Origin of the sequence: Mesorhizobium sp. LjRoot246, from assembly GCF_964254115.1 — a bacterium.
Classification (GTDB): Bacteria; Pseudomonadota; Alphaproteobacteria; order Rhizobiales; family Rhizobiaceae; genus Mesorhizobium.
Window position 1 is genome coordinate 2,804,417 of sequence record NZ_CAXUSN020000001.1, and the last position, 17,383, is coordinate 2,821,799.

Sequence of the window (17,383 nt, forward strand, 5' to 3'; positions counted from 1 at the left end):
CTTGCGGAAACGGAACCGCGATTCTCGATACGGAGACAAGCCATGTTTGCGGCCAAGGCCATCGACACGTCGGACAAGGCCGCGTTCTACCGCGACCTCGCCACGCAGTTGAAGGCGCTGCTCGAGGGCGAGCGCGATTCGATCGCCAACGCCGCCAACACCGCCGCGCTGATCTTCCAGATGGTGCCGGACCTCAACTGGGCCGGTTTCTATTTCCTGCAGTCGGACGAGGAAATGGTGCTCGGGCCGTTCCAGGGCAAGCCGGCCTGCGTGCGCATCGCCGTCGGCAAGGGCGTGTGCGGAACGGCGGTCGAACTTGGCACCTCGATGCTGATCAAGGACGTGCATGATTTCCCCGGCCACATCGCCTGCGACGCCGATTCGCGTTCGGAACTGGTCGTGCTGCTCGAGGACGACGAGGGCGTCTTCGGCGTGCTCGATCTCGACAGCCCGCTGCCTGGCCGCTTCGACAAAGCCGACCAGGCCGGCATCGAGACGCTGGCAGCGATCTATGCCGCGGCGAGTTCGTTCGAGGACTGAGCTAAACTACTTGGCATAGAACTAAGCGGCCATCGTCGAGCTCTACGGCGCCCCCCTCTGTCCTGCCGGACATCTCCCCCTCAAGTGGGGAGATCTGATGCCGCGATCGCCTTCGCCAATTTTCGACGTTGCAAGGCAAGAGCCGATGCCAATCTCCCCACTTGAGGGGGAGATGTCTGGCAGGACAGAGGGGGGCGCCGTAGAACGCTGCCTTTGCTTCCTCAGGCGAGCTTCACCAGCATCAGGCTGAAGCAACCGATGAACAGGAAGGCCGAGAAGGCGAGCGCCAATGGGCGGAGGCCGCGTGAGCGCAACTGCGAAATGTCGGCCTGCAGGCCCATGGCGGCTAGCCCCATGGTCAGCATGATTGTGGTGGCGAGCGCCATTGCCGATTTCACCTCGACCGGTACCGTGACCAGGCTGTTCAGCGCCACCACAGTGACGAAGGCGGCGACGAACCATGGCATGGGCGGCCGCGCGGCCGAGGGATCGCTGCTCTTGCGGCGCGCCATCAGGCCGAGCGCGATCACCATGGGCGCCAGCATGGCGACGCGGGTCAGCTTGGCGACGGTGGCGATCTCGCCGGACTGGGTGCCGTTTTGGAAGCCGGCGCCGATCACTTGCGCCACCTCATGGATCGAGGCGCCGGCCCACAGGCCGAAAGCGTGCTGGTCGAGGCCAAGAATGGGCGCCATGAGCGGGAAGCCGAGCATGGCGACGGTGCCGAACAGGGTGATCGAGGCGACGGCGTAGGTGACGTCCTCGTCGCGTGCGTCGGTGACGATGTTGGTGGCGACGATGGCCGAGGCGCCGCAGATCGAGGTGCCGGCGGCGATCAGCTGCGCCAGCTTGGCGTCGACGCCGATCAACCGGCCGAGCGTGATGGTGAAAATGAAAGTGGCACCGAGGGTCGCCGCTACAATGCCGACGCCGCCGGCGCCGATGGAGACGACCTGGCCAAGCGTCAGCTGGAAGCCGAGCAGCACGATGGCCAAGCGTAGCAGGCGCTTTTGCGAGAATGCGATGCCGGCCTTGGCGTGCACCGGCGTGCCGAGCACGTTGGAGTAGATCATGCCGGCTACCACCGCTGTTATCATCGGGCTGAACAAAGCGAAGCCGGAGACATTGCGGGCCGAGAAGGCGACGGCGGTGATCATCGTGACAAGCACGATGCCAGGTATGATGCCGTTCCAGTTGAGGGATTTTCGCCCTCGGGCTAGTTCGGCGGAAATCAGGCTTTTCGGAATATCGTTCGCGAAGTGGGAAACGGAAGACAATCTAATGCTCCAGGCGGGTGAGCCGGAGGAATGTCATTCCCAAACCAATCTTTCCAACGAATTGTTGTTGTTAGAATGATCGATTTTTACGAACGATTGTCATGGTCCGCAGGATTGGCTCCCTGGGGTCTGCAATAAGTTAACTCCCTCAGAGGGTCGTCCGGCTTGAGCAATTCTTGCCACTGCCGTGCGCCATGGATGACGCGCACGATCTCCGCGCCGTCCTCGATCTGGCGATAGAGGATCAGATAGTTTCCCGCGGGAAACGTGCGCAAGCCGGCTCGCACTTCTGGTCGAGCAACACCCATTCCCGGCATGTCGGCGATTCGCTGGCATTGGGCATTGATTTCATCATACCAACGCAATGCCGCTGAGGGATTATCCTCGGCGATATAGAGCGCGATGGCCTCAATATCCGCTTCGGCTTCGGGTCGTAAGCGCAGCGTCATCGCGACTCGCGCTCGGCGATCCTCGTATCGAGCTTGCTTTTGATCCGGGCGAAGGCTTCGCGTCCGTCGACCGCGCTACCGCTTGCGATGCCTTCGTCCCAAAGCCGGCCTAACTCGTCGACAGCCTGTTCGCGTTGCATGCGGCGAAACTTCCACTCGCGTAACGCCTCACGCATGACTTCGCTTGCCGAGGCGTATTCGCCCGCCGCGACGACCTCGCGCATCATGGTTGCCATTTCAGGGGTGAGGGCAACGCTCACCTTCTCGACATTCGCCATCCGCATATTCTCCTGCGCACGAAGGTAGGCAAGTTTACTACCAGCTGCAAGGGCGATGGATGGTTTGCGCGCTTGACGATGCCTTTGACCGGAGGATGCGGTGCCGCACTCAGGCATCAAAGCTGCGCTTCGATGGCCGCTTTGTCGATCACCGACCAGACGTTCCTGATCCTGTCGTCGAGGAATTCGTAGAAGACGTTCTCGCTGAAGGAGACCTTCCGGCCGTTGATAGGCAGGCCGATGAAGGTTCCCTTCGGCGTGCAGTTGAACTGGAGCCGGCTGGCTATGAACGGCGGTTCGGCGATCAGCAGCTGGGTGTCGAAATGGAGGTCCGGGATTTCCCGAAAATCGCGCTCCAGCATTTCCTGATAACCCGACAGCCCGACGCGGTCGCCATTGTAGTGGACCTCGTCATGAACGAAGCGATGCAGCTTCTGCCAGTCCTGGCTGTTGAGGCAGGCGATGTAGCCTCGATAGAGGTCGGTCACGGTCACGGCGATGGCTCCGGTGCTTGGAAAAGGTCACGCTCAAGCAAGAAGATAGAACGACCGCTGATGCAGTCCACATGGCCGACCAACAGCGAAAGGCGGGGATGGCTGAGCCGGGAAGGACGGGCGGCAACCGACCGCACCAGCTCGCCCAGGCAGCGCGGCCAGCCAACCCCTGGGCGTGACGCCCGGCTAAAACATGCTGCGGTCGTTGCTTCGCCGGTCGTCTTCCACCAGATGCGGTTGATAGATTCCCGTCCGCGCCGTTCGCCGCCAAGGCCGGGCCGGGTCCGCCGGATTGGTGTGGATATCGGCGACCGCAATCGAGGGTGTTCCATCGGCCGGGCATTGCGCCGCCCACCGGCCCCCGGGAGCAACGATTCCCGAAGGCGCGGTCAGGCTGTGTTGCGCAGGGAGGGAGAAACTGGCCCAATAATTGTTGCTTGCCGCGTGTCCCTGCATCTCGACGGCGAAAGCCGGGCCATCGGCGGCGGTGATTGTCGAGAACAGGACGCAGTCGACATCGAGCCTCTCATAATCGATGAAAATCTCGGGAAAGTGCGCTTCCATGCCGAGCGCGCAGCCGAAGCGTAGCCCGTCAACCTTGAACGTCACCGGGATCGAACCGGGGGTATACATGAACGAGATCTTGGTGTTCGACAGCATGCGCTCGTCGTAGCGCGTCACCAACTCGCCGCGATCGGAGACGACGTACAGGCTGTTGTGCGGCCGGCGCAGCCCGCTGAGCTGATGCACCGAGCCGAAGACTGTCCACAGCCCAAGCTCACGCGCAAGTGCTGTCGTCGCCTCCAGTTCCTCGCGCAGCACCGTCCATTCGAACCGGCTCCAATCGGCAGGTCCGATATGTTCGCGGCCGCTGGCCGACATGATGCGCTTGTTGGGAAAGCAGGTCGCGCCTTCGGGAAAGTGCAGCAGTCTCGCGCCCGCCTGCCGCGCTTCCCGCATCAGGCGTCGCATCTCCAGCCCGCTGTCGCGCAGCTTGCCGATGTCGCGAGGATCATCATGGACGGTGCTTTGCGCCACCGCCAATCGCACCGATCTCACTTGGGGCGCAGGATCATCCGGTGCGTCGCGGTGAAAATGCCTGAGAGCAGCCGTATAGGACTCGCCTGTCTTGGCAGCGCGAGCCCGCACACGACGTTTGAAATTTGTATTTTGCGTCATTGTCATGGCCTTTCACGTCCCGGATGGCGTTCCCCAGCAACCACACCCGAAACGATTGGACCAAGACAGCGGCCTGAGACTGGAAAGCCCCTTTGCCTCCGTTCAAGACCGGGCTGGGGACGGTCCCTGGAGGTTCGGCGCAGGCCGCGCCGTGGAGAATGATGCCGATGCCGTCCTGTTTCGTCAACCAGATCCGTCGAGAACTTACATCTAGCCTCGGTAGCGCAGCGCGTCGACCAGCAGCGAGAAGGCTGGCGTCGCCTGCCGGCGGCTGGGGTAATAGAGGTGGTAGCCGGGGAAGGGCGCGCACCAGTCGGCGAGCACCCGCACCAGTTCACCGTCGGCAAGCCGCGTGCGCGCCTGGTCCTCGGGCAGATAGGCGAGACCCAATCCGGCGAGCACGGCATTCATGCGCAGCGCGGCAGTGTTGAACACCAGCTGGCCTTCGACCCGCACCTTCAGCTCGCGCCCGGCCTTCTCGAACTCCCAGGCATAGAGCCCGCCATAGGTCGGCAGCCGCAGATTGATGCAATTGTGGTCGGTCAGGTCCTGCGGCACACGTGGCTTCGGCCGCGTGGCGAAATAGGCCGGCGACCCGACCACCGCCATGCGCATGTCGGGGCCGATGCGCACCGCGATCATGTCGCGCGCCACCTGTTCGCCGAGCCGCACGCCGGCGTCGTAGCGCTCGGCGACGATGTCGGTCAGGCTGTAGTCGACGATGATCTCGACCTTGATGTCGGGATAGTCGGGCAGGAATTTCGCCAGGGCAGGCCACAGCATCGCATCGGCGGCGTGCTCGCCGGCGGTGATGCGGATGGTGCCGGCGGGTTTTTCCCGCAAGGCGCTGAGTGCAGCAAGCTCAGTCTCGATCTCGTCGAGCCGCGGCCCCACGGTGCGAGCCAGACGCTCGCCGGCTTCGGTGGGCGACACGCTGCGCGTGGTGCGGGTCAGAAGCCTCACGCCCAGCCGCTCCTCCAGCGCGCGAACCGTGTGACTGAGCGCCGATTGGGACACGCCGAGCTTTGCCGCCGCCCGGGTGAAGCTCTGTTCGCGCGCGACGGCGAGGAAGACGGTCAGCTCGTTCAGATTGTCGCGCGGCATTGATGAGCGTCCTTCATAAGTACATGCCGGATATAGCACCTAATCGAGGCCAATTGCTGACCCTAAATTGGCATCACAAAATCGGGCGGCCCAAAGCTGGGCGGCCTTGAAGCCAATGGCAGGGTCTGGCCCGGCGTGGAAAAGGAACAAAATCATGGATATCAAGCGAAGCGGCTCTCAAGCCTCGGGCAAGGGACCGGGCGACTGGTTCACCGGCACGGTGCGCATCGACCCTCTGTTTGCGGCCGTTGCACCGGCACGCGCGGCCGGCAACGCCGTCACCTTCGAGCCCGGCGCGCGCACCGCGTGGCACACCCATCCGCTCGGCCAGTTGCTGAGCGTCACCGCCGGCTGCGGCCGCGTGCAGCGCGAGGGCGGCCCGGTCGAGGAAATCCGGCCCGGCGACGTGGTGCGCTTCGAGCCGGGCGAGAAGCACTGGCATGGCGCGGCACCGACCACCGCCATGACCCACATCGCCATCCAGGAAGCGCTCAACGGCAAGGCGGTCGACTGGATGGAGCACGTCAGCGACGCGCAGTACCAAGCCTGAATAAAGGAAGACGACAATGCAAAAGCGCACACTTGGAAACAATGGCTTCGAAGTCTCGGCCATCGGGCTGGGTTGCATGGGGCTGAGCTATGGCTATGGCCCGGCGACCGATAAAAAGCAGGCCGTCGAGCTCATCCGCTCGGCCGTCGACAGCGGCGTCACCTTCTTCGACACGGCGGAGGCCTATGGCCCGTTCGTCAATGAGGAGCTGCTGGGCGAGGCGCTGGCGCCGGTCCGCGACAAGGTCGTCATCGCAACCAAATTCGGCTTTGCCGGCGGCGAGGTATCGCACGGCATGGACAGCCGGCCCGTGCATATACGGGAGGTCGCCGAGGCGGCGCTAAAGCGGCTGAGGACCGACCACATCGATCTGCTCTACCAGCATCGCGTCGATCCCAATGTGCCGATCGAGGATGTCGCGGGTGCTGTGAAACAGCTCATCGCCGAGGGGAAGGTCGGGCACTTCGGCCTGTCCGAGGCTGGCGCGCAGACGATCCGCAAGGCTCACACCGTGCAGCCGGTCGCCGCGCTGCAGAGCGAATATTCGCTGTGGTGGCGCGAGCCCGAGAAAGAGATACTGCCGACACTGGAAGAACTCGGCATCGGCTTCGTGCCGTTCAGCCCGCTGGGCAAGGGGTTCCTGACCGGCGCCATCAGCGAGACCACCACTTTTGCCAGCGACGATTTCCGCAACATCGTGCCGCGCTTCTCACCCGAGGCGCGCAAGGCCAACCAGACGCTGGTCGAGGTGCTTGGTGCCATTGCAACGGCGAAGCAGGCGACGCCGGCGCAGATCGCACTGGCCTGGCTGCTGGCACAGAAACCATGGATCGTGCCGATCCCCGGCACCACCAAGCTTCATCGTCTCCAGGAGAACATCGGCGCGGCCAGCATCGTGCTGAGCGCTGACGATCTTATCGACATCGAGACCGCCATGTCTGGCATCACGGTACAGGGCGACCGTTATCCCGCGCACCTGCAGGCGCGGGTCGGGCGTTGAGAGGAGCACAGGAACTCGCGATGAGCCAGTCGGTATCAAGACGGAGTGCGCTTATGACCGCGCTTGCACTGGGCGCCGGACTGAGTGCCGGATCGAGCCGGCCCGCCAGCGCGTCGAGCGCGCAGCCGGCCGGCGGCGGCAAGGTGCTGGTGGCCTACTACACCCGCACCGGCAACACGCGTGTCATCGCGCGCCAGATCAGTCGGGCTCTGCGAGCGGATCTTTTCGAGATACGGACCGTCGATCCCTACCCGGAAGACTATAAGCAGCAGGTCGCGGTGGCGGAGCAGCAGCGGGAGTCCGGTTTCGAACCGCCGCTCGCCGCCACGGTGCCCGACATCGGATCCTACCAGACAGTGTTCCTCGGATTTCCGATCTGGGGCATGACGGCGCCTTCAGTGATCCGCTCCTTCCTGTCCAAGCGCGATCTCACCGGCAAGACATTGGTGCCGTTCATCACCCATGGCGGCTACGGCCTAGGGCAGAGCCTGAAAGTCCTCGCCGACCATGCACCAGCGGCGCGGCTCATCGAAGGTTTTTCCAAGCAGTGCGACCAGGAGCGCGAGACGCTTGAAGAGGTCACAGGCTGGCTGGGCAAGATCAAAATGCCCGGCTGAGCCGCCAGTTCGAACGCTCAGGCTGCCGTGCGCAGCGAAGCCGAAATCAGAAAGGAAAATCTTATGACCGAGAATATCAAAGACAAGGTTGTCGTCATCACCGGAGCCAGCAGCGGGCTGGGCGAAGCCGCCGCGCGGCTTCTGGCGAAAGAGGGCGCAAAGCTCGTGCTAGGCGCGCGCCGCCTCGACCGGCTGCAAGCGCTGGCCGGCGAGTTGTCGCTCGGCAAGGACGCCATCCTGCAGACCGACGTGACCGATGTCGGCCAGGTCCGGCGTCTGGTCGATCATGCGGTCAAGACGCACGGCCGCGTCGACGTCATCATCAACAATGCCGGGCTGATGCCGCATTCACCGCTGGAGCGCGGCAAGGTCGAGGACTGGGACCGGATGATCGACGTCAACATCAAGGGCGTGCTCTACGGCATTGCCGCGGCACTGCCGCACATGAAGACGCAGAAAAGCGGCCACATCATCAACGTATCGTCGGTCGCCGGCCACAAGGTGGGGCCGGGCGGCGCGGTCTATGCCGCCACCAAGCATGCGGTGCGTGTCATCTCCGAAGGCCTGCGGCAGGAAGTAAAACCCTACAACATTCGCACCACCATCATCTCGCCGGGCGCGGTGGCCACCGAGCTGCCCGACAGCGTCACCGAGGTCGACGTTGCCGAAGGCGTGCGCGCGCTCTACGACCGGGTGGCGATCCCTGCGGATTCCTTCGCCCGGACGGTTGTGTTCGCCATGAGCCAGCCCAACGATGTCGACATCAACGAGATCCTGTTTCGGCCGACGGTGCAGGAGTATTGAGCGGTCGCAAGGATCGTGCCCGGACCGGGCGGTAGTGTCTCAGTTTGAAATTTGGCTTTCTGCGAACTCGCGTCTCGCGGCCGTGAAAACCTCGCGGGCAGCATCCGCGTTCATGACGGCGATTGCGAGGCCAATGACGATATCGGGCCAGGCCGAGTTCCACACAAATGCCGTAACCAAGCCGGTGGCAATGATTGCGACATTCGCCAAAACATCGTTGCGCGCCGACAGGAAGGCTGCACGGGTAAGGCTGCCGCTGTGATGACGATAGCGGGCCAGTGTCAGCGCGCACGACAGGTTGACGAGGATCGCGCCAGCCGCTGTGAGCGTTAGCGGAACGGGAGCAGGCGGGACTGGAATGTTGAATTTCTCCCAGGCCGTCCAAAGGGTCGCCAATGCCGGGATCAGCAGTACCCCCGCCAGCGCCATTCCGAGCCGGGCTCGATTGCGGACAGTCCAGCCCAACGCGACCAAGATCAGGAGATTGACGGATGCATCCTCCAGAAAATCGATGCTGTCCGCGAACAGCGATACCGATCCGATCCAAACGGCTACGGCAAACTCGATCCCGAAATAGGCTAGGTTCAGGATGGCAACCATCCGCACCGCTTTGTTCAGCGTCCCGGTCATATTTTGTCCATCAATCAATTGCCGTTGGCGCAGCATCATATGCTCGCCGGACCTAAAGGCCAGAAGCGCCTCGCCGACGTAGGACAACAACATGCATTTCCCATATCGGTCTGAACTCCTATATGCTTAGCGGAAAGTATGCGCGGGAGACGTAGGCATGAGCGCGACGAGCAAGCCAGAGCATGTCGCTACCGCTTTTGCGAACGCTTGGAACCGGCATGATATGGATGAGTTCGCATCTCTGTTCGCCTCCGATGCAAATTTCGTCAACGTCGTAGGTGTTTGGTGGAAGAACCGATCCGAGATCGAAGCAGCGCACCGAGCCACTCATGACACCATGTTTCGGGACAGCCGATTAGAAGGCGATATCTCGTCGGTTGTGGAATTGGCTCCGGGGCTTGCTTCTATTCATTACACTTGGACCCTAACGGGAGCATCTGCTCCGGACGGGTCCCCGGCCGGGGTTAGGAAAGGCATATTGCTTTTGATTGCCCAAGATGGCCAGTCAGGATGGCGAATCAAGGTGGCTCAGAACACGGATATTGTTCCTGGCACAATCACCCCAGCCGGCTCGAAAAGCTAACTCATGCCGACCGGACCTAAAGACCAGAAGCGTCCCGCCGAACGTGAGACAATACCGATCGAGCGGCGCCCTTGACAGCGCCGCGCTTCCTGCTCCAGCTTGGCGCATGTTCGTTCTCGCGCCCGCCAACACCAAGCGACGCCGCAACTGCACGGTGCGGAGCGGCAGACTGATTGCGCGACGACAAAGACCGGCACGATAGACCCGGTTCGTTCGTTTCCAGCCCCGCCCGCGACATCCGCCGGCGGGGTTTTCCATGTCCGGAGCACTTTGATGACCAATAATTCTTCCATCCGGCTTCGGCCGGCCGAGCCGGCGGATGCCGCCGCGATCAGGGATATCGTGCGCGCCGCCTATGCAAAATGGGTGCCGGTGATCGGCCGCGAGCCGCTGCCGATGCGCGCCGACTACGACAAGGCCGTTGGCGAGCATCCGTTCGATCTCGCCGTCGAGGATGGCGGCATTGTCGGGATGATCGAAACCATGCTGGCCGAGGACCACCTCTGGATCGAAAATGTCTGCGTCGCGCCGCAGGCGCAGGGCAGGGGGATCGGCCGGCGGTTGCTGGAGCTGGCCGAGCGCAAGGCGGTCGACGCAGGACGTGCCGAGCTTCGCCTGCTGACCAATGGCGCCTTCGAAGCGAACGTGTCGCTCTACAAGAGGCATGGCTATATCGTGGACCGGGAAGAGCCGTTCATGAATGGCGTGGCGGTCTATATGAGCAAGAAGCTGGCAGGTTGACGCGGACGATCGGAGCATCCTGACTGTTGCCGCTTCAATCCCTGTTAGAGCATGAACGGCTCAAAATCAGCGCTCTACGGCGCCCCCCTCTGTCCTGCCGGACATCTCCCCCACAAGGAGGGAGATTGGCAGTTTCGGCGCCGGCGCTCCTCCTGCAACATCGAAGATTGGCGAAGGCCCCCGGTGATGGCCAATCTCCCCCCTCGTGGGGGAGATGTCCGGCAGGACAGAGGGGGGCGCGAAGGAACTCGACGGCGGAAGCCCGGTTCTTTACCGCGCCCTCTGGATCAATGACTGCCGCACTGGCTTAACCACTTCCAGGGTTGCGTTTGACAGCGGCGTTTGTGCATCGTTATTTCCAGCCAGATATGACGGCCGGCACGGCCACGCGGCAAAGGAGAAAACCATGTCACACAATCTGCAGTTCTATATCGATGGCGCGTGGGTCGATCCTGTTGTGCCCAACTCATTCGACGTTATCGATCCGTCGAATGAGGATGCCTTCGCGCAGATATCGCTCGGCTCCAAGGCCGATGTCGACAAGGCGGTGGCGGCCGCCAAGCGCGCCTTCAACACATTCGGATTTACAGAGGTCGGCGAGCGGCTCGACCTGTTGAACCGCATCATCGCGGTCTACAAAAAGCGCAGCGCCGATCTGGCGGTTGCCGTGTCGCGCGAGATGGGCGCGCCGCGCCAGATGGCATTGGACAGCCAGGTCGGCATCGGTCTATCGCATCTGCAGAAGATGGCCGACGTGCTGAAGGACTTCGAATTCCGCCATGTGAAGGGGAATCATCTCGTGGTCAAGGAGCCGATCGGCGTCGTCGGCCTGATCACGCCATGGAACTGGCCGCTCAACCAGATCACTTGCAAGGTCGGTCCGGCGCTTGCCGCCGGCTGCACCATGGTGCTGAAGCCCTCCGAAATCGCGCCGCTCGACGCCATCATCTTCGCCGAGATTCTGGACGAAGCCGGCGTGCCGAAGGGCGTGTTCAACCTCATCAACGGCGACGGACCCGGCGTCGGCCAGGCGCTGTCCAGCCACCCCGACATCGACATGATGTCATTCACCGGCTCGACTCGCGCCGGCATACTGGTGGCCAAGGCCGCCGCCGACACGGTCAAGCGCGTGCATCAGGAGCTTGGCGGCAAGTCGGCCAACATCCTGTTCGGGGATGTCGACCTCGCAAGCGCCGTCAGCAAGGGCGTCGCCGGCTGCTTCAGCAATAGCGGCCAGTCCTGCAACGCGCCGACGCGCATGTTCGTGCCGCGCGACCGCCACGACGAGGCGGCCGGCTATGCCAAGGTGGTCGCGGAAAAGTTCACCGTCGGCCCCGCCGACGCGGCCGGCACCAGGCTCGGCCCGGTCGTCAGCCAGGTTCAGTTCGACAAGATCCAGGACCTGATCCAGGCCGGCATCGACGAAGGTGCGACGCTGGTGGCGGGCGGCCCCGGCCGTCCAGCCGAACTCAACCGCGGCTACTATGTCAGGCCGACGGTGTTCGCCGACGTCACCCACGACATGCGCATCGCGCGCGAGGAGATTTTCGGGCCGGTGCTGGCGATCATGCCCTATGACAGCGTCGACGAGGTGATCGAGACCGCCAACGACACCGTCTATGGCCTCGCCTCCTACATCCAGGCCAAGGACATGAAGAAGGCGCGCGAAGTGGCGGCGCGCATGCGTACCGGCAATGTCTACATCAACTATCCCACCTGGGACGCCGGCCTGCCGTTCGGCGGCTACAAGCAGTCGGGCAACGGCCGCGAATATGCCGAATACGGGCTCGAGGATTTCCTCGAAATCAAGGGCATCGCGGGGTATGAGGCGGCGGAGTAGACGGGGTACTGGCAGCGACCTTCCAGGACTAGGGTTCCTCGCCCCCCGCAAAGCGGGGGAGAGGTGGCCGCGAAGCGGTCGGAGAGGGGGCCTGCGACGCTGGCGGGGTTCCGCTGAATGTCTTTCAAAGCCGAGCCATCCCCCGCTCCGTCTCGGCTTCGCCGAGCCACCTCTCCCCCACTTCCGTGGGGGCGAGGAACCCAAGCCTTGCTACGCGTCCCGCCATCCTCTTCCCATCGAGATGCGGCTGGACTTATCTTGCCAATTGGCAAATACATGCTATATATATGCCAATAGCGAGGCACTAAAATGCAGCTTCAGTCCATTGTTACGACACCGGCCACGGTTGGAAGCGTCATCACCGATGACGAGGCTGGCGCGCTGGCGCGCACCACGGTCAACCTGTTCAAGGCCTGGAATCTCACCGACCTCGAGGCCTGCATCCTGCTCGGCGGTATGTCGGCGCGCACCTGGGCACGCTGGAAGACTGGGGCGAAGGAAGGCGGCGTCGGCAGGATCGACCGCGACCTGCGCACCCGCATGGCGCACCTAATGGGCATCCACAAGGGTCTGCGCTATCTGTTCACGGAGCCGGCGCGCGGCTATGCCTGGATCCGCAAGCCCAATGCCACGTTCGGCGGCCAGTCGGCGCTCGACTTGATGCTGCGCGGCGAAATCTCCGATCTCTCGGCGATGCGGGAATGGCTCGACGCGGAGCGTGGTGCATGGTGAGTGGGCTTGCGGTCCGTCGCCGCGTCGACTGGCACCAGGCCTTCCGCATCATCCGCTCCATCCATCCACCGATCGACCTGTTCGAGGACATTGCCGACCCGCGCGACTGGGAGGCGCTGGCCGCCGTCGAGGCGAAGACCAACCCGCGCATAAGGTTCGAGATCGGCGATCTCGGCAAGGTCGCCGCCGCAAGGCGCGTCTCCGGCCCCGGCGCCAGCTTCGTGATGGCGCCCTTCGTGCATTGTTCGACGCTGCGGCCCGGGCGTTTCTCGGATGGCAGTTACGGCATCTACTATGCCGGCGACAGCGAAGACGTGGCGCTGGCCGAGACCATCCACCACCATCAGAAATTCATGCGCGCCACCAACGAGGATCCGGGTTGGACGGCGGATTTCCGAGTGCTGATCGGCAGTGTAGACCGTGACCTTGATGACGTGAACGCCGTGCCTGATGTGCTCGACCCGGACGATTATTCCGCCTCGCAGGCGGAAGGGCGGGGGTTGCGGGCGGCAGGCAGCGACGGGCTAGTGTGGAACAGCGTGCGCATGCCGGGCGGCGCCTGCATCGGCATCTTCTGGCCGGATATCATCACCATTCCGGTGCAGGGCCGCCACTACAGCTACCATTGGGACGGCGCCCGCGTGGACTTCGTGCGCCAGCACGATACGGGCAAGGTGCTGGCCGTCACCTGACGGTGGACGCTTTACAGATCGCGAGGAAGTCGATATCCATACATCCAAGGATTTGGATGTATGGATAAGAAAGATACTTTGAACGCGTTGGCCGCACTTGGCCAGGAGACGCGGCTGGATGTCTTCCGGCTGCTCGTGCGCGCCGGGCCGGAAGGCATTCCGGCGGGCGAGATCGCGACGAGGCTGGATACGGTCCAGAACACCATGTCGGCGCATCTGAAGGTGCTCGCCCATGCCGGGCTGGTCCGCCCCGAACGCGACGGCCGGATCGTGCGCTACGTCGCCGACATGACCGGCCTGCGCGACCTGCTGGCCTATCTGATGGAAGATTGCTGCAATGGCGCGCCGGAACTCTGTCGTCCCGTCATCAACGCCGTGACCTGTGACTGCTAGTCTTGTCTGGGAGCAACACCGATGAGCGATCCGACATTCAACATCCTTTTGCCATGCACCGGCAACTCGGCCCGGTCGATCCTAGCCGAGACGATGCCGGGCCGCGTCGGATGAGGGCGGTGGCCGACGACTTGCCACGCCGCATCGTCGCGGAAGCGCTGGGAACCGCACTTCTGGTCGCGACCGTGGTCGGCTCCGGCATCATGGCGGCCCGGTTGACCCACGACGGCGCCATTTCGCTGCTCGGCAACACGCTGCCGACCGGGGCGATTCTCGTCGTGCTGATCACGATACTGGGGCCGATCTCAGGGGCGCATTTCAATCCGGTCGTCACGCTGGTGTTCGCGCTCCGCCGGGAAATCGAGGCGAATGCGGCGTTTGCCTATGTCGGCGCCCAAATCGTGGGCGGCATCGCCGGATCGTTTCTGGCGCACGCCATGTTCGAATTGCCGATCCTGCAGCTTTCCGCGACGGTGCGGACCGGAGCCGGGCAGTGGCTCGCGGAGGCAGTCGCCGCCTTCGGTCTCGTCTTCACCATCCTGGCAGGCCTGCGCTTTCGCTCCGACGCGATCCCCTGGCTTGTCGGGCTGTACATCACCGCCGCCTACTGGTTCACCGCCTCGACCTCCTTCGCCAACCCGGCCGTCGCGATCGCCCGTGCCTTTTCCGACACGTTTTCAGGCATCCGCCCGGTCGACCTGCCGGGCTTCATCGCCGCCGAATTGCTAGGGGCCTTGCTGGCCATGGCGCTGGCGGGCTGGCTGCTTGCCGAAGCGAAACCGATCAAACAGATGAAGGCCGCGACATGACCGTCACCATCTACCACAACCCCGATTGCGGCACCTCGCGCAACACGCTGGCTATGATCCGGCAGTCCGGCGAAGAGCCGGAGGTGATCGAATATCTGAAGACGCCGCCGTCACGCGAAAGGCTGGTCGAACTGATCGCGGCCATGGGCATGACGCCGCGCGACCTGCTGCGCGAAAAGGGCACGCCCTTTGCCGAACTCGGCCTTGCCGATCCGAAATGGTCCGACGAGCAGATCCTCGATTTCATGCTGGCACATCCGATCCTGATCAACCGGCCGATCGTGGTCAGCCCGCTCGGCGTCCTCCTGGCGCGGCCGTCGGAAAAGGTGCTGGACATCCTGCCCAACCCGGACATCGGTGCGTTCACCAAGGAGGATGGCGAGGTGGTCACCGGCGCCTTGGGCAAGCGCACCGGCTGACGCAAGCTATGCGGATGCTTCGCCGAGTTATTCAAAAAACATGCCTAGAAAGGCATATTCTTTAATATATATTTCTTATAAGGCATGTTTTGTTGCCGTCTCTGTTGGCCTGTGGTAGTTTGCAGCAGAAGGGACGACGACCGTGGTTTACAGATTTCTGACTGCCATCCGGGATTTGCGTCGAAGCCGGAGCATGACTCAAGGGGAATTGGCCGATCTCGCCGGTACCACGCAGGCGTATGTTTCAAAGGTGGAAAGCGGCCGGATCAATCCGGAAAGTGCGACGCTCTACGCGATCGCGGCCGCCCTGGATTGCGAGATCGTGTTTGTTCCGCGCCAAGCTCTCGTCCAGGTAAGAGCGATTGTGTCTTCCAGTTTGGATGGTGAGCGCAATCCGACGGTCGCGCGCCAGACCGACAGTGCCGTCGACGAACTGTTTATCCCCGACGCCGATGACGATGATGACCCGCAAAGGCCGGGACGCTGAGCATGGCCAAGAAAATCGAGGTGCTTGGCGTCTATCTTGAGGCCGAAGGCACGTCGGCCCGAGTGGGATCGTTGATCCGGGATACCGGATCGATGATCCATTTCGACATAGACCAATCCTACATCGACCTCGGCCAGAATCGCCCCATCCTCAGTTCCGCCTTGCTGCACATCGGCGACGAGGCGAAAACAGTCCAGCAACTGCGATCGGGGCCAATGCTTTCCGGAGGGCGCGACCTGCCCCCGTGGTTCCTGAACCTGCTTCCGGAAGGTGCGTTGCGTGAATTGGTGAACAGGGAACTGCCGACTGGCAAGACGTCGAATTTCGACGTGCTCAATTGGCTTGGCGAAGATCTTCCCGGTGCGGTTGTCATCAGGGCGGAGGGAGCGCTCGATTCGGGTTTTCAAAGGGTGAGAGAAACCCGCGGAGATCAGACCCTGATCAGGTTCTCGCTGGCCGGAGTGCAGTTGAAGATGTCGATGCTGAAGCAGGGCGGAAGACTGACCTTTCCCGCGACGGGCCGGAACGGCGATATCATTGCGAAGCTTCCGAGCGAAAAATTCCCGTATTTGCCGGAGGTCGAATACACGTCGATGAAACTGGCCGAAGCCGTGGGCGTAACCGTGCCATCTTTCGAGTTGCTGCCGACAGAGTCGGTCTACGGCATCAAGGAAGAGTTCCTTCAGGCGGGTTCTCAGGTGCTTGCGGTAAATCGTTTCGACCGCACAGACGACGGCATGCGCGTGCATATGGAGGATTTTTCCCAGGTGATGGGTGTCAGCGGTGACCAGAAATATTTCGCGGCCAACGAAGAAACCGTGCTGAACATCGCCACTCGATTGGGCGAGGGCGGTACCAAGCCGTTCCTGCAAGCTGCAAAGCGCGTCGCGGTCAACTTGCTCCTAGGCAACAATGATGCCCATCTGAAGAACTGGTCGCTCTGGTATCCCGTGCCGACCCGCGGCGAATTGAGCCCTGCCTATGACATCGTTGCTGCCTACGTCTACGACCATTCAAACGAAATGGCCCTGAAATTCCGTAACAGCAGAAATTCAGAAATCATTGGCCTGAACAGGTTCGAGCGAGCTGCTGAGTTGTGTGGAATTCCCACGCAACGAGCAAAAAAAGAAATAGTCGAGACGGTCGAGCAAGCGGCGGATGAATGGCCGACACTAATCCGTGATTTGCCGATGCCCCAAGACTACAGGGATAAACTGCTGGAGCGCACTGCCAAACTCGCCTTGACCAACGAGGTCGGAGTGACATTCATGTCTGATAGGAAATATGCTTGTTAAGGCATTTTATAGATTATATATTCCTGATGAGGAATTTTCTGTCTTAGCGAAGCATGATGCATCGCATGTTTCCATAATTTTCGAAATAGGGTTGACGGCGCGAAAAGTGCCGTATAGCTTATTTCCATGAAACTCGAAAAAGCAGCATCCCAACTCGAAGCGCTCGGCAATCCGACGCGACTTCAGCTCTATCGCATCCTGGTGCGCGCCGGCGATGATGGGCTTGCCGTCGGCAGTGTCCAGGGCAAACTCGACATTCCGTCCTCGACGCTGTCGCATCACCTCAGGCGGCTGGTCGACACCGGCCTGGTGACGCAGGAGCGGCAAGCGACGACGCTGATCTGCCGCGCCAATTATCCCGGCATGAATGCGCTGATCGGCTATCTCGCCGACGAGTGCTGCGCCGACGCCATCTGCGCGCCCGCCGCCAGCAAAGCATTGGCCTGATTTTTTTGCGCTTATAATTCGAA

Annotated in this window: 23 protein-coding genes; 16 read left to right on the top strand and 7 right to left on the bottom strand. The window is 62.4% G+C overall.

All coding sequences use genetic code 11. The features are described 5' to 3' along the window. The first annotated feature begins 42 nt into the window (after positions 1–42). Complete coding sequence (locus ACSQ3L_RS13495; protein ID WP_027035323.1) at positions 43–540, top strand: GAF domain-containing protein; 498 nt, start codon at positions 43–45, stop codon at positions 538–540. Positions 541–761: 221 nt separating this feature from the next. Here the strand turns inward: ACSQ3L_RS13495 and ACSQ3L_RS13500 are convergent, their stop codons facing one another. The 6 genes from ACSQ3L_RS13500 to ACSQ3L_RS13525 all read right to left on the bottom strand — a co-directional run bounded on the left by ACSQ3L_RS13500 (position 762) and on the right by ACSQ3L_RS13525 (position 5,321). After that, positions 762–1,817: a YeiH family protein gene (locus ACSQ3L_RS13500; RefSeq protein WP_436160396.1), complete on the bottom strand. Its 1,056-nt coding sequence runs from the start codon at positions 1,815–1,817 to the stop codon at positions 762–764. 86 nt (positions 1,818–1,903) lie between these two features. Beyond that, a complete protein-coding gene (locus tag ACSQ3L_RS13505) occupies positions 1,904–2,266 on the bottom strand; it encodes a type II toxin-antitoxin system RelE/ParE family toxin (protein WP_436160397.1) in 363 nt (120 codons plus the stop codon). Next, complete coding sequence (locus ACSQ3L_RS13510; protein WP_436160398.1) at positions 2,263–2,544, bottom strand: type II toxin-antitoxin system ParD family antitoxin; 282 nt, start codon at positions 2,542–2,544, stop codon at positions 2,263–2,265. The genes ACSQ3L_RS13505 and ACSQ3L_RS13510 overlap by 4 nt, the downstream gene beginning before the upstream one ends. A gap of 116 nt (positions 2,545–2,660) precedes the next feature. After that, positions 2,661–3,038: an ester cyclase gene (locus ACSQ3L_RS13515; protein WP_436160399.1), complete on the bottom strand. Its 378-nt coding sequence runs from the start codon at positions 3,036–3,038 to the stop codon at positions 2,661–2,663. Positions 3,039–3,224: 186 nt separating this feature from the next. Next, entirely contained in the window at positions 3,225–4,217 is a 993-nt protein-coding gene (locus ACSQ3L_RS13520; RefSeq protein WP_436160400.1) for a carbon-nitrogen hydrolase family protein, read from the bottom strand. Between the two features lie 210 nt (positions 4,218–4,427). Continuing rightward, entirely contained in the window at positions 4,428–5,321 is an 894-nt protein-coding gene (locus tag ACSQ3L_RS13525) for a LysR family transcriptional regulator (protein ID WP_436160401.1), read from the bottom strand. Between the two features lie 154 nt (positions 5,322–5,475). On the opposite strand from ACSQ3L_RS13525, the gene ACSQ3L_RS13530 reads away from it, so the two are divergent. The 4 genes from ACSQ3L_RS13530 to ACSQ3L_RS13545 all read left to right on the top strand — a co-directional run bounded on the left by ACSQ3L_RS13530 (position 5,476) and on the right by ACSQ3L_RS13545 (position 8,292). Beyond that, positions 5,476–5,871: a (R)-mandelonitrile lyase gene (locus tag ACSQ3L_RS13530; protein ID WP_436160402.1), complete on the top strand. Its 396-nt coding sequence runs from the start codon at positions 5,476–5,478 to the stop codon at positions 5,869–5,871. A 16-nt stretch (positions 5,872–5,887) separates the two neighbouring features. After that, on the top strand, positions 5,888–6,871 hold the full coding sequence (locus tag ACSQ3L_RS13535) for an aldo/keto reductase (protein WP_436160403.1): 984 nt from the start codon (positions 5,888–5,890) through the stop codon (positions 6,869–6,871). A gap of 53 nt (positions 6,872–6,924) precedes the next feature. After that, positions 6,925–7,488: a flavodoxin gene (locus tag ACSQ3L_RS13540; protein WP_436160404.1), complete on the top strand. Its 564-nt coding sequence runs from the start codon at positions 6,925–6,927 to the stop codon at positions 7,486–7,488. 63 nt (positions 7,489–7,551) lie between these two features. After that, complete coding sequence (locus tag ACSQ3L_RS13545; protein ID WP_436160405.1) at positions 7,552–8,292, top strand: SDR family oxidoreductase; 741 nt, start codon at positions 7,552–7,554, stop codon at positions 8,290–8,292. Positions 8,293–8,331: 39 nt separating this feature from the next. Here the strand turns inward: ACSQ3L_RS13545 and ACSQ3L_RS13550 are convergent, their stop codons facing one another. After that, positions 8,332–8,922, bottom strand: coding sequence for a cation transporter (locus ACSQ3L_RS13550; RefSeq protein ID WP_436163431.1), 591 nt, complete (start codon positions 8,920–8,922; stop codon positions 8,332–8,334). A 157-nt stretch (positions 8,923–9,079) separates the two neighbouring features. Between ACSQ3L_RS13550 and ACSQ3L_RS13555 the strand changes: the two genes are divergently transcribed. From ACSQ3L_RS13555 to ACSQ3L_RS13605, 11 genes are all read left to right on the top strand, one after another. Next, the gene (locus ACSQ3L_RS13555; RefSeq protein WP_436160406.1) at positions 9,080–9,505 is read left to right on the top strand and encodes an SgcJ/EcaC family oxidoreductase; all 426 of its coding nucleotides are present in this window, start codon (positions 9,080–9,082) and stop codon (positions 9,503–9,505) included. 273 nt (positions 9,506–9,778) lie between these two features. Continuing rightward, on the top strand, positions 9,779–10,246 hold the full coding sequence (locus tag ACSQ3L_RS13560; protein ID WP_436160407.1) for an N-acetyltransferase family protein: 468 nt from the start codon (positions 9,779–9,781) through the stop codon (positions 10,244–10,246). 406 nt (positions 10,247–10,652) lie between these two features. Then, positions 10,653–12,086 (top strand): aldehyde dehydrogenase family protein, encoded by a 1,434-nt coding sequence (locus ACSQ3L_RS13565; RefSeq protein WP_436160408.1) that lies wholly within the window; start codon positions 10,653–10,655, stop codon positions 12,084–12,086. 309 nt (positions 12,087–12,395) lie between these two features. After that, a complete protein-coding gene (locus ACSQ3L_RS13570) occupies positions 12,396–12,818 on the top strand; it encodes an MbcA/ParS/Xre antitoxin family protein (RefSeq protein ID WP_436160409.1) in 423 nt (140 codons plus the stop codon). Then, on the top strand, positions 12,812–13,510 hold the full coding sequence (locus ACSQ3L_RS13575) for an RES family NAD+ phosphorylase (RefSeq protein ID WP_436160410.1): 699 nt from the start codon (positions 12,812–12,814) through the stop codon (positions 13,508–13,510). Before ACSQ3L_RS13570 ends, ACSQ3L_RS13575 begins: the two co-directional genes overlap by 7 nt. Positions 13,511–13,570: 60 nt before the next feature. Further along, positions 13,571–13,903, top strand: coding sequence for an ArsR/SmtB family transcription factor (locus tag ACSQ3L_RS13580; RefSeq protein ID WP_436160411.1), 333 nt, complete (start codon positions 13,571–13,573; stop codon positions 13,901–13,903). A gap of 110 nt (positions 13,904–14,013) precedes the next feature. Then, positions 14,014–14,712 (top strand): aquaporin, encoded by a 699-nt coding sequence (locus ACSQ3L_RS13585; RefSeq protein WP_436160412.1) that lies wholly within the window; start codon positions 14,014–14,016, stop codon positions 14,710–14,712. Then, positions 14,709–15,131: an arsenate reductase (glutaredoxin) gene (gene arsC, locus ACSQ3L_RS13590; protein ID WP_436160413.1), complete on the top strand. Its 423-nt coding sequence runs from the start codon at positions 14,709–14,711 to the stop codon at positions 15,129–15,131. The genes ACSQ3L_RS13585 and arsC overlap by 4 nt, the downstream gene beginning before the upstream one ends. Before the next feature lie 142 nt (positions 15,132–15,273). Continuing rightward, complete coding sequence (locus tag ACSQ3L_RS13595) at positions 15,274–15,618, top strand: helix-turn-helix transcriptional regulator (protein WP_436160414.1); 345 nt, start codon at positions 15,274–15,276, stop codon at positions 15,616–15,618. Between the two features lie 2 nt (positions 15,619–15,620). Next, positions 15,621–16,913 carry a type II toxin-antitoxin system HipA family toxin gene (locus tag ACSQ3L_RS13600; RefSeq protein ID WP_436160415.1) on the top strand — a complete coding sequence of 431 codons (1,293 nt, stop codon included), beginning with the start codon at positions 15,621–15,623 and terminating at the stop codon, positions 16,911–16,913. 126 nt (positions 16,914–17,039) lie between these two features. After that, positions 17,040–17,360, top strand: coding sequence for an ArsR/SmtB family transcription factor (locus ACSQ3L_RS13605; protein ID WP_436160416.1), 321 nt, complete (start codon positions 17,040–17,042; stop codon positions 17,358–17,360). Positions 17,361–17,383 lie beyond the last annotated feature (23 nt).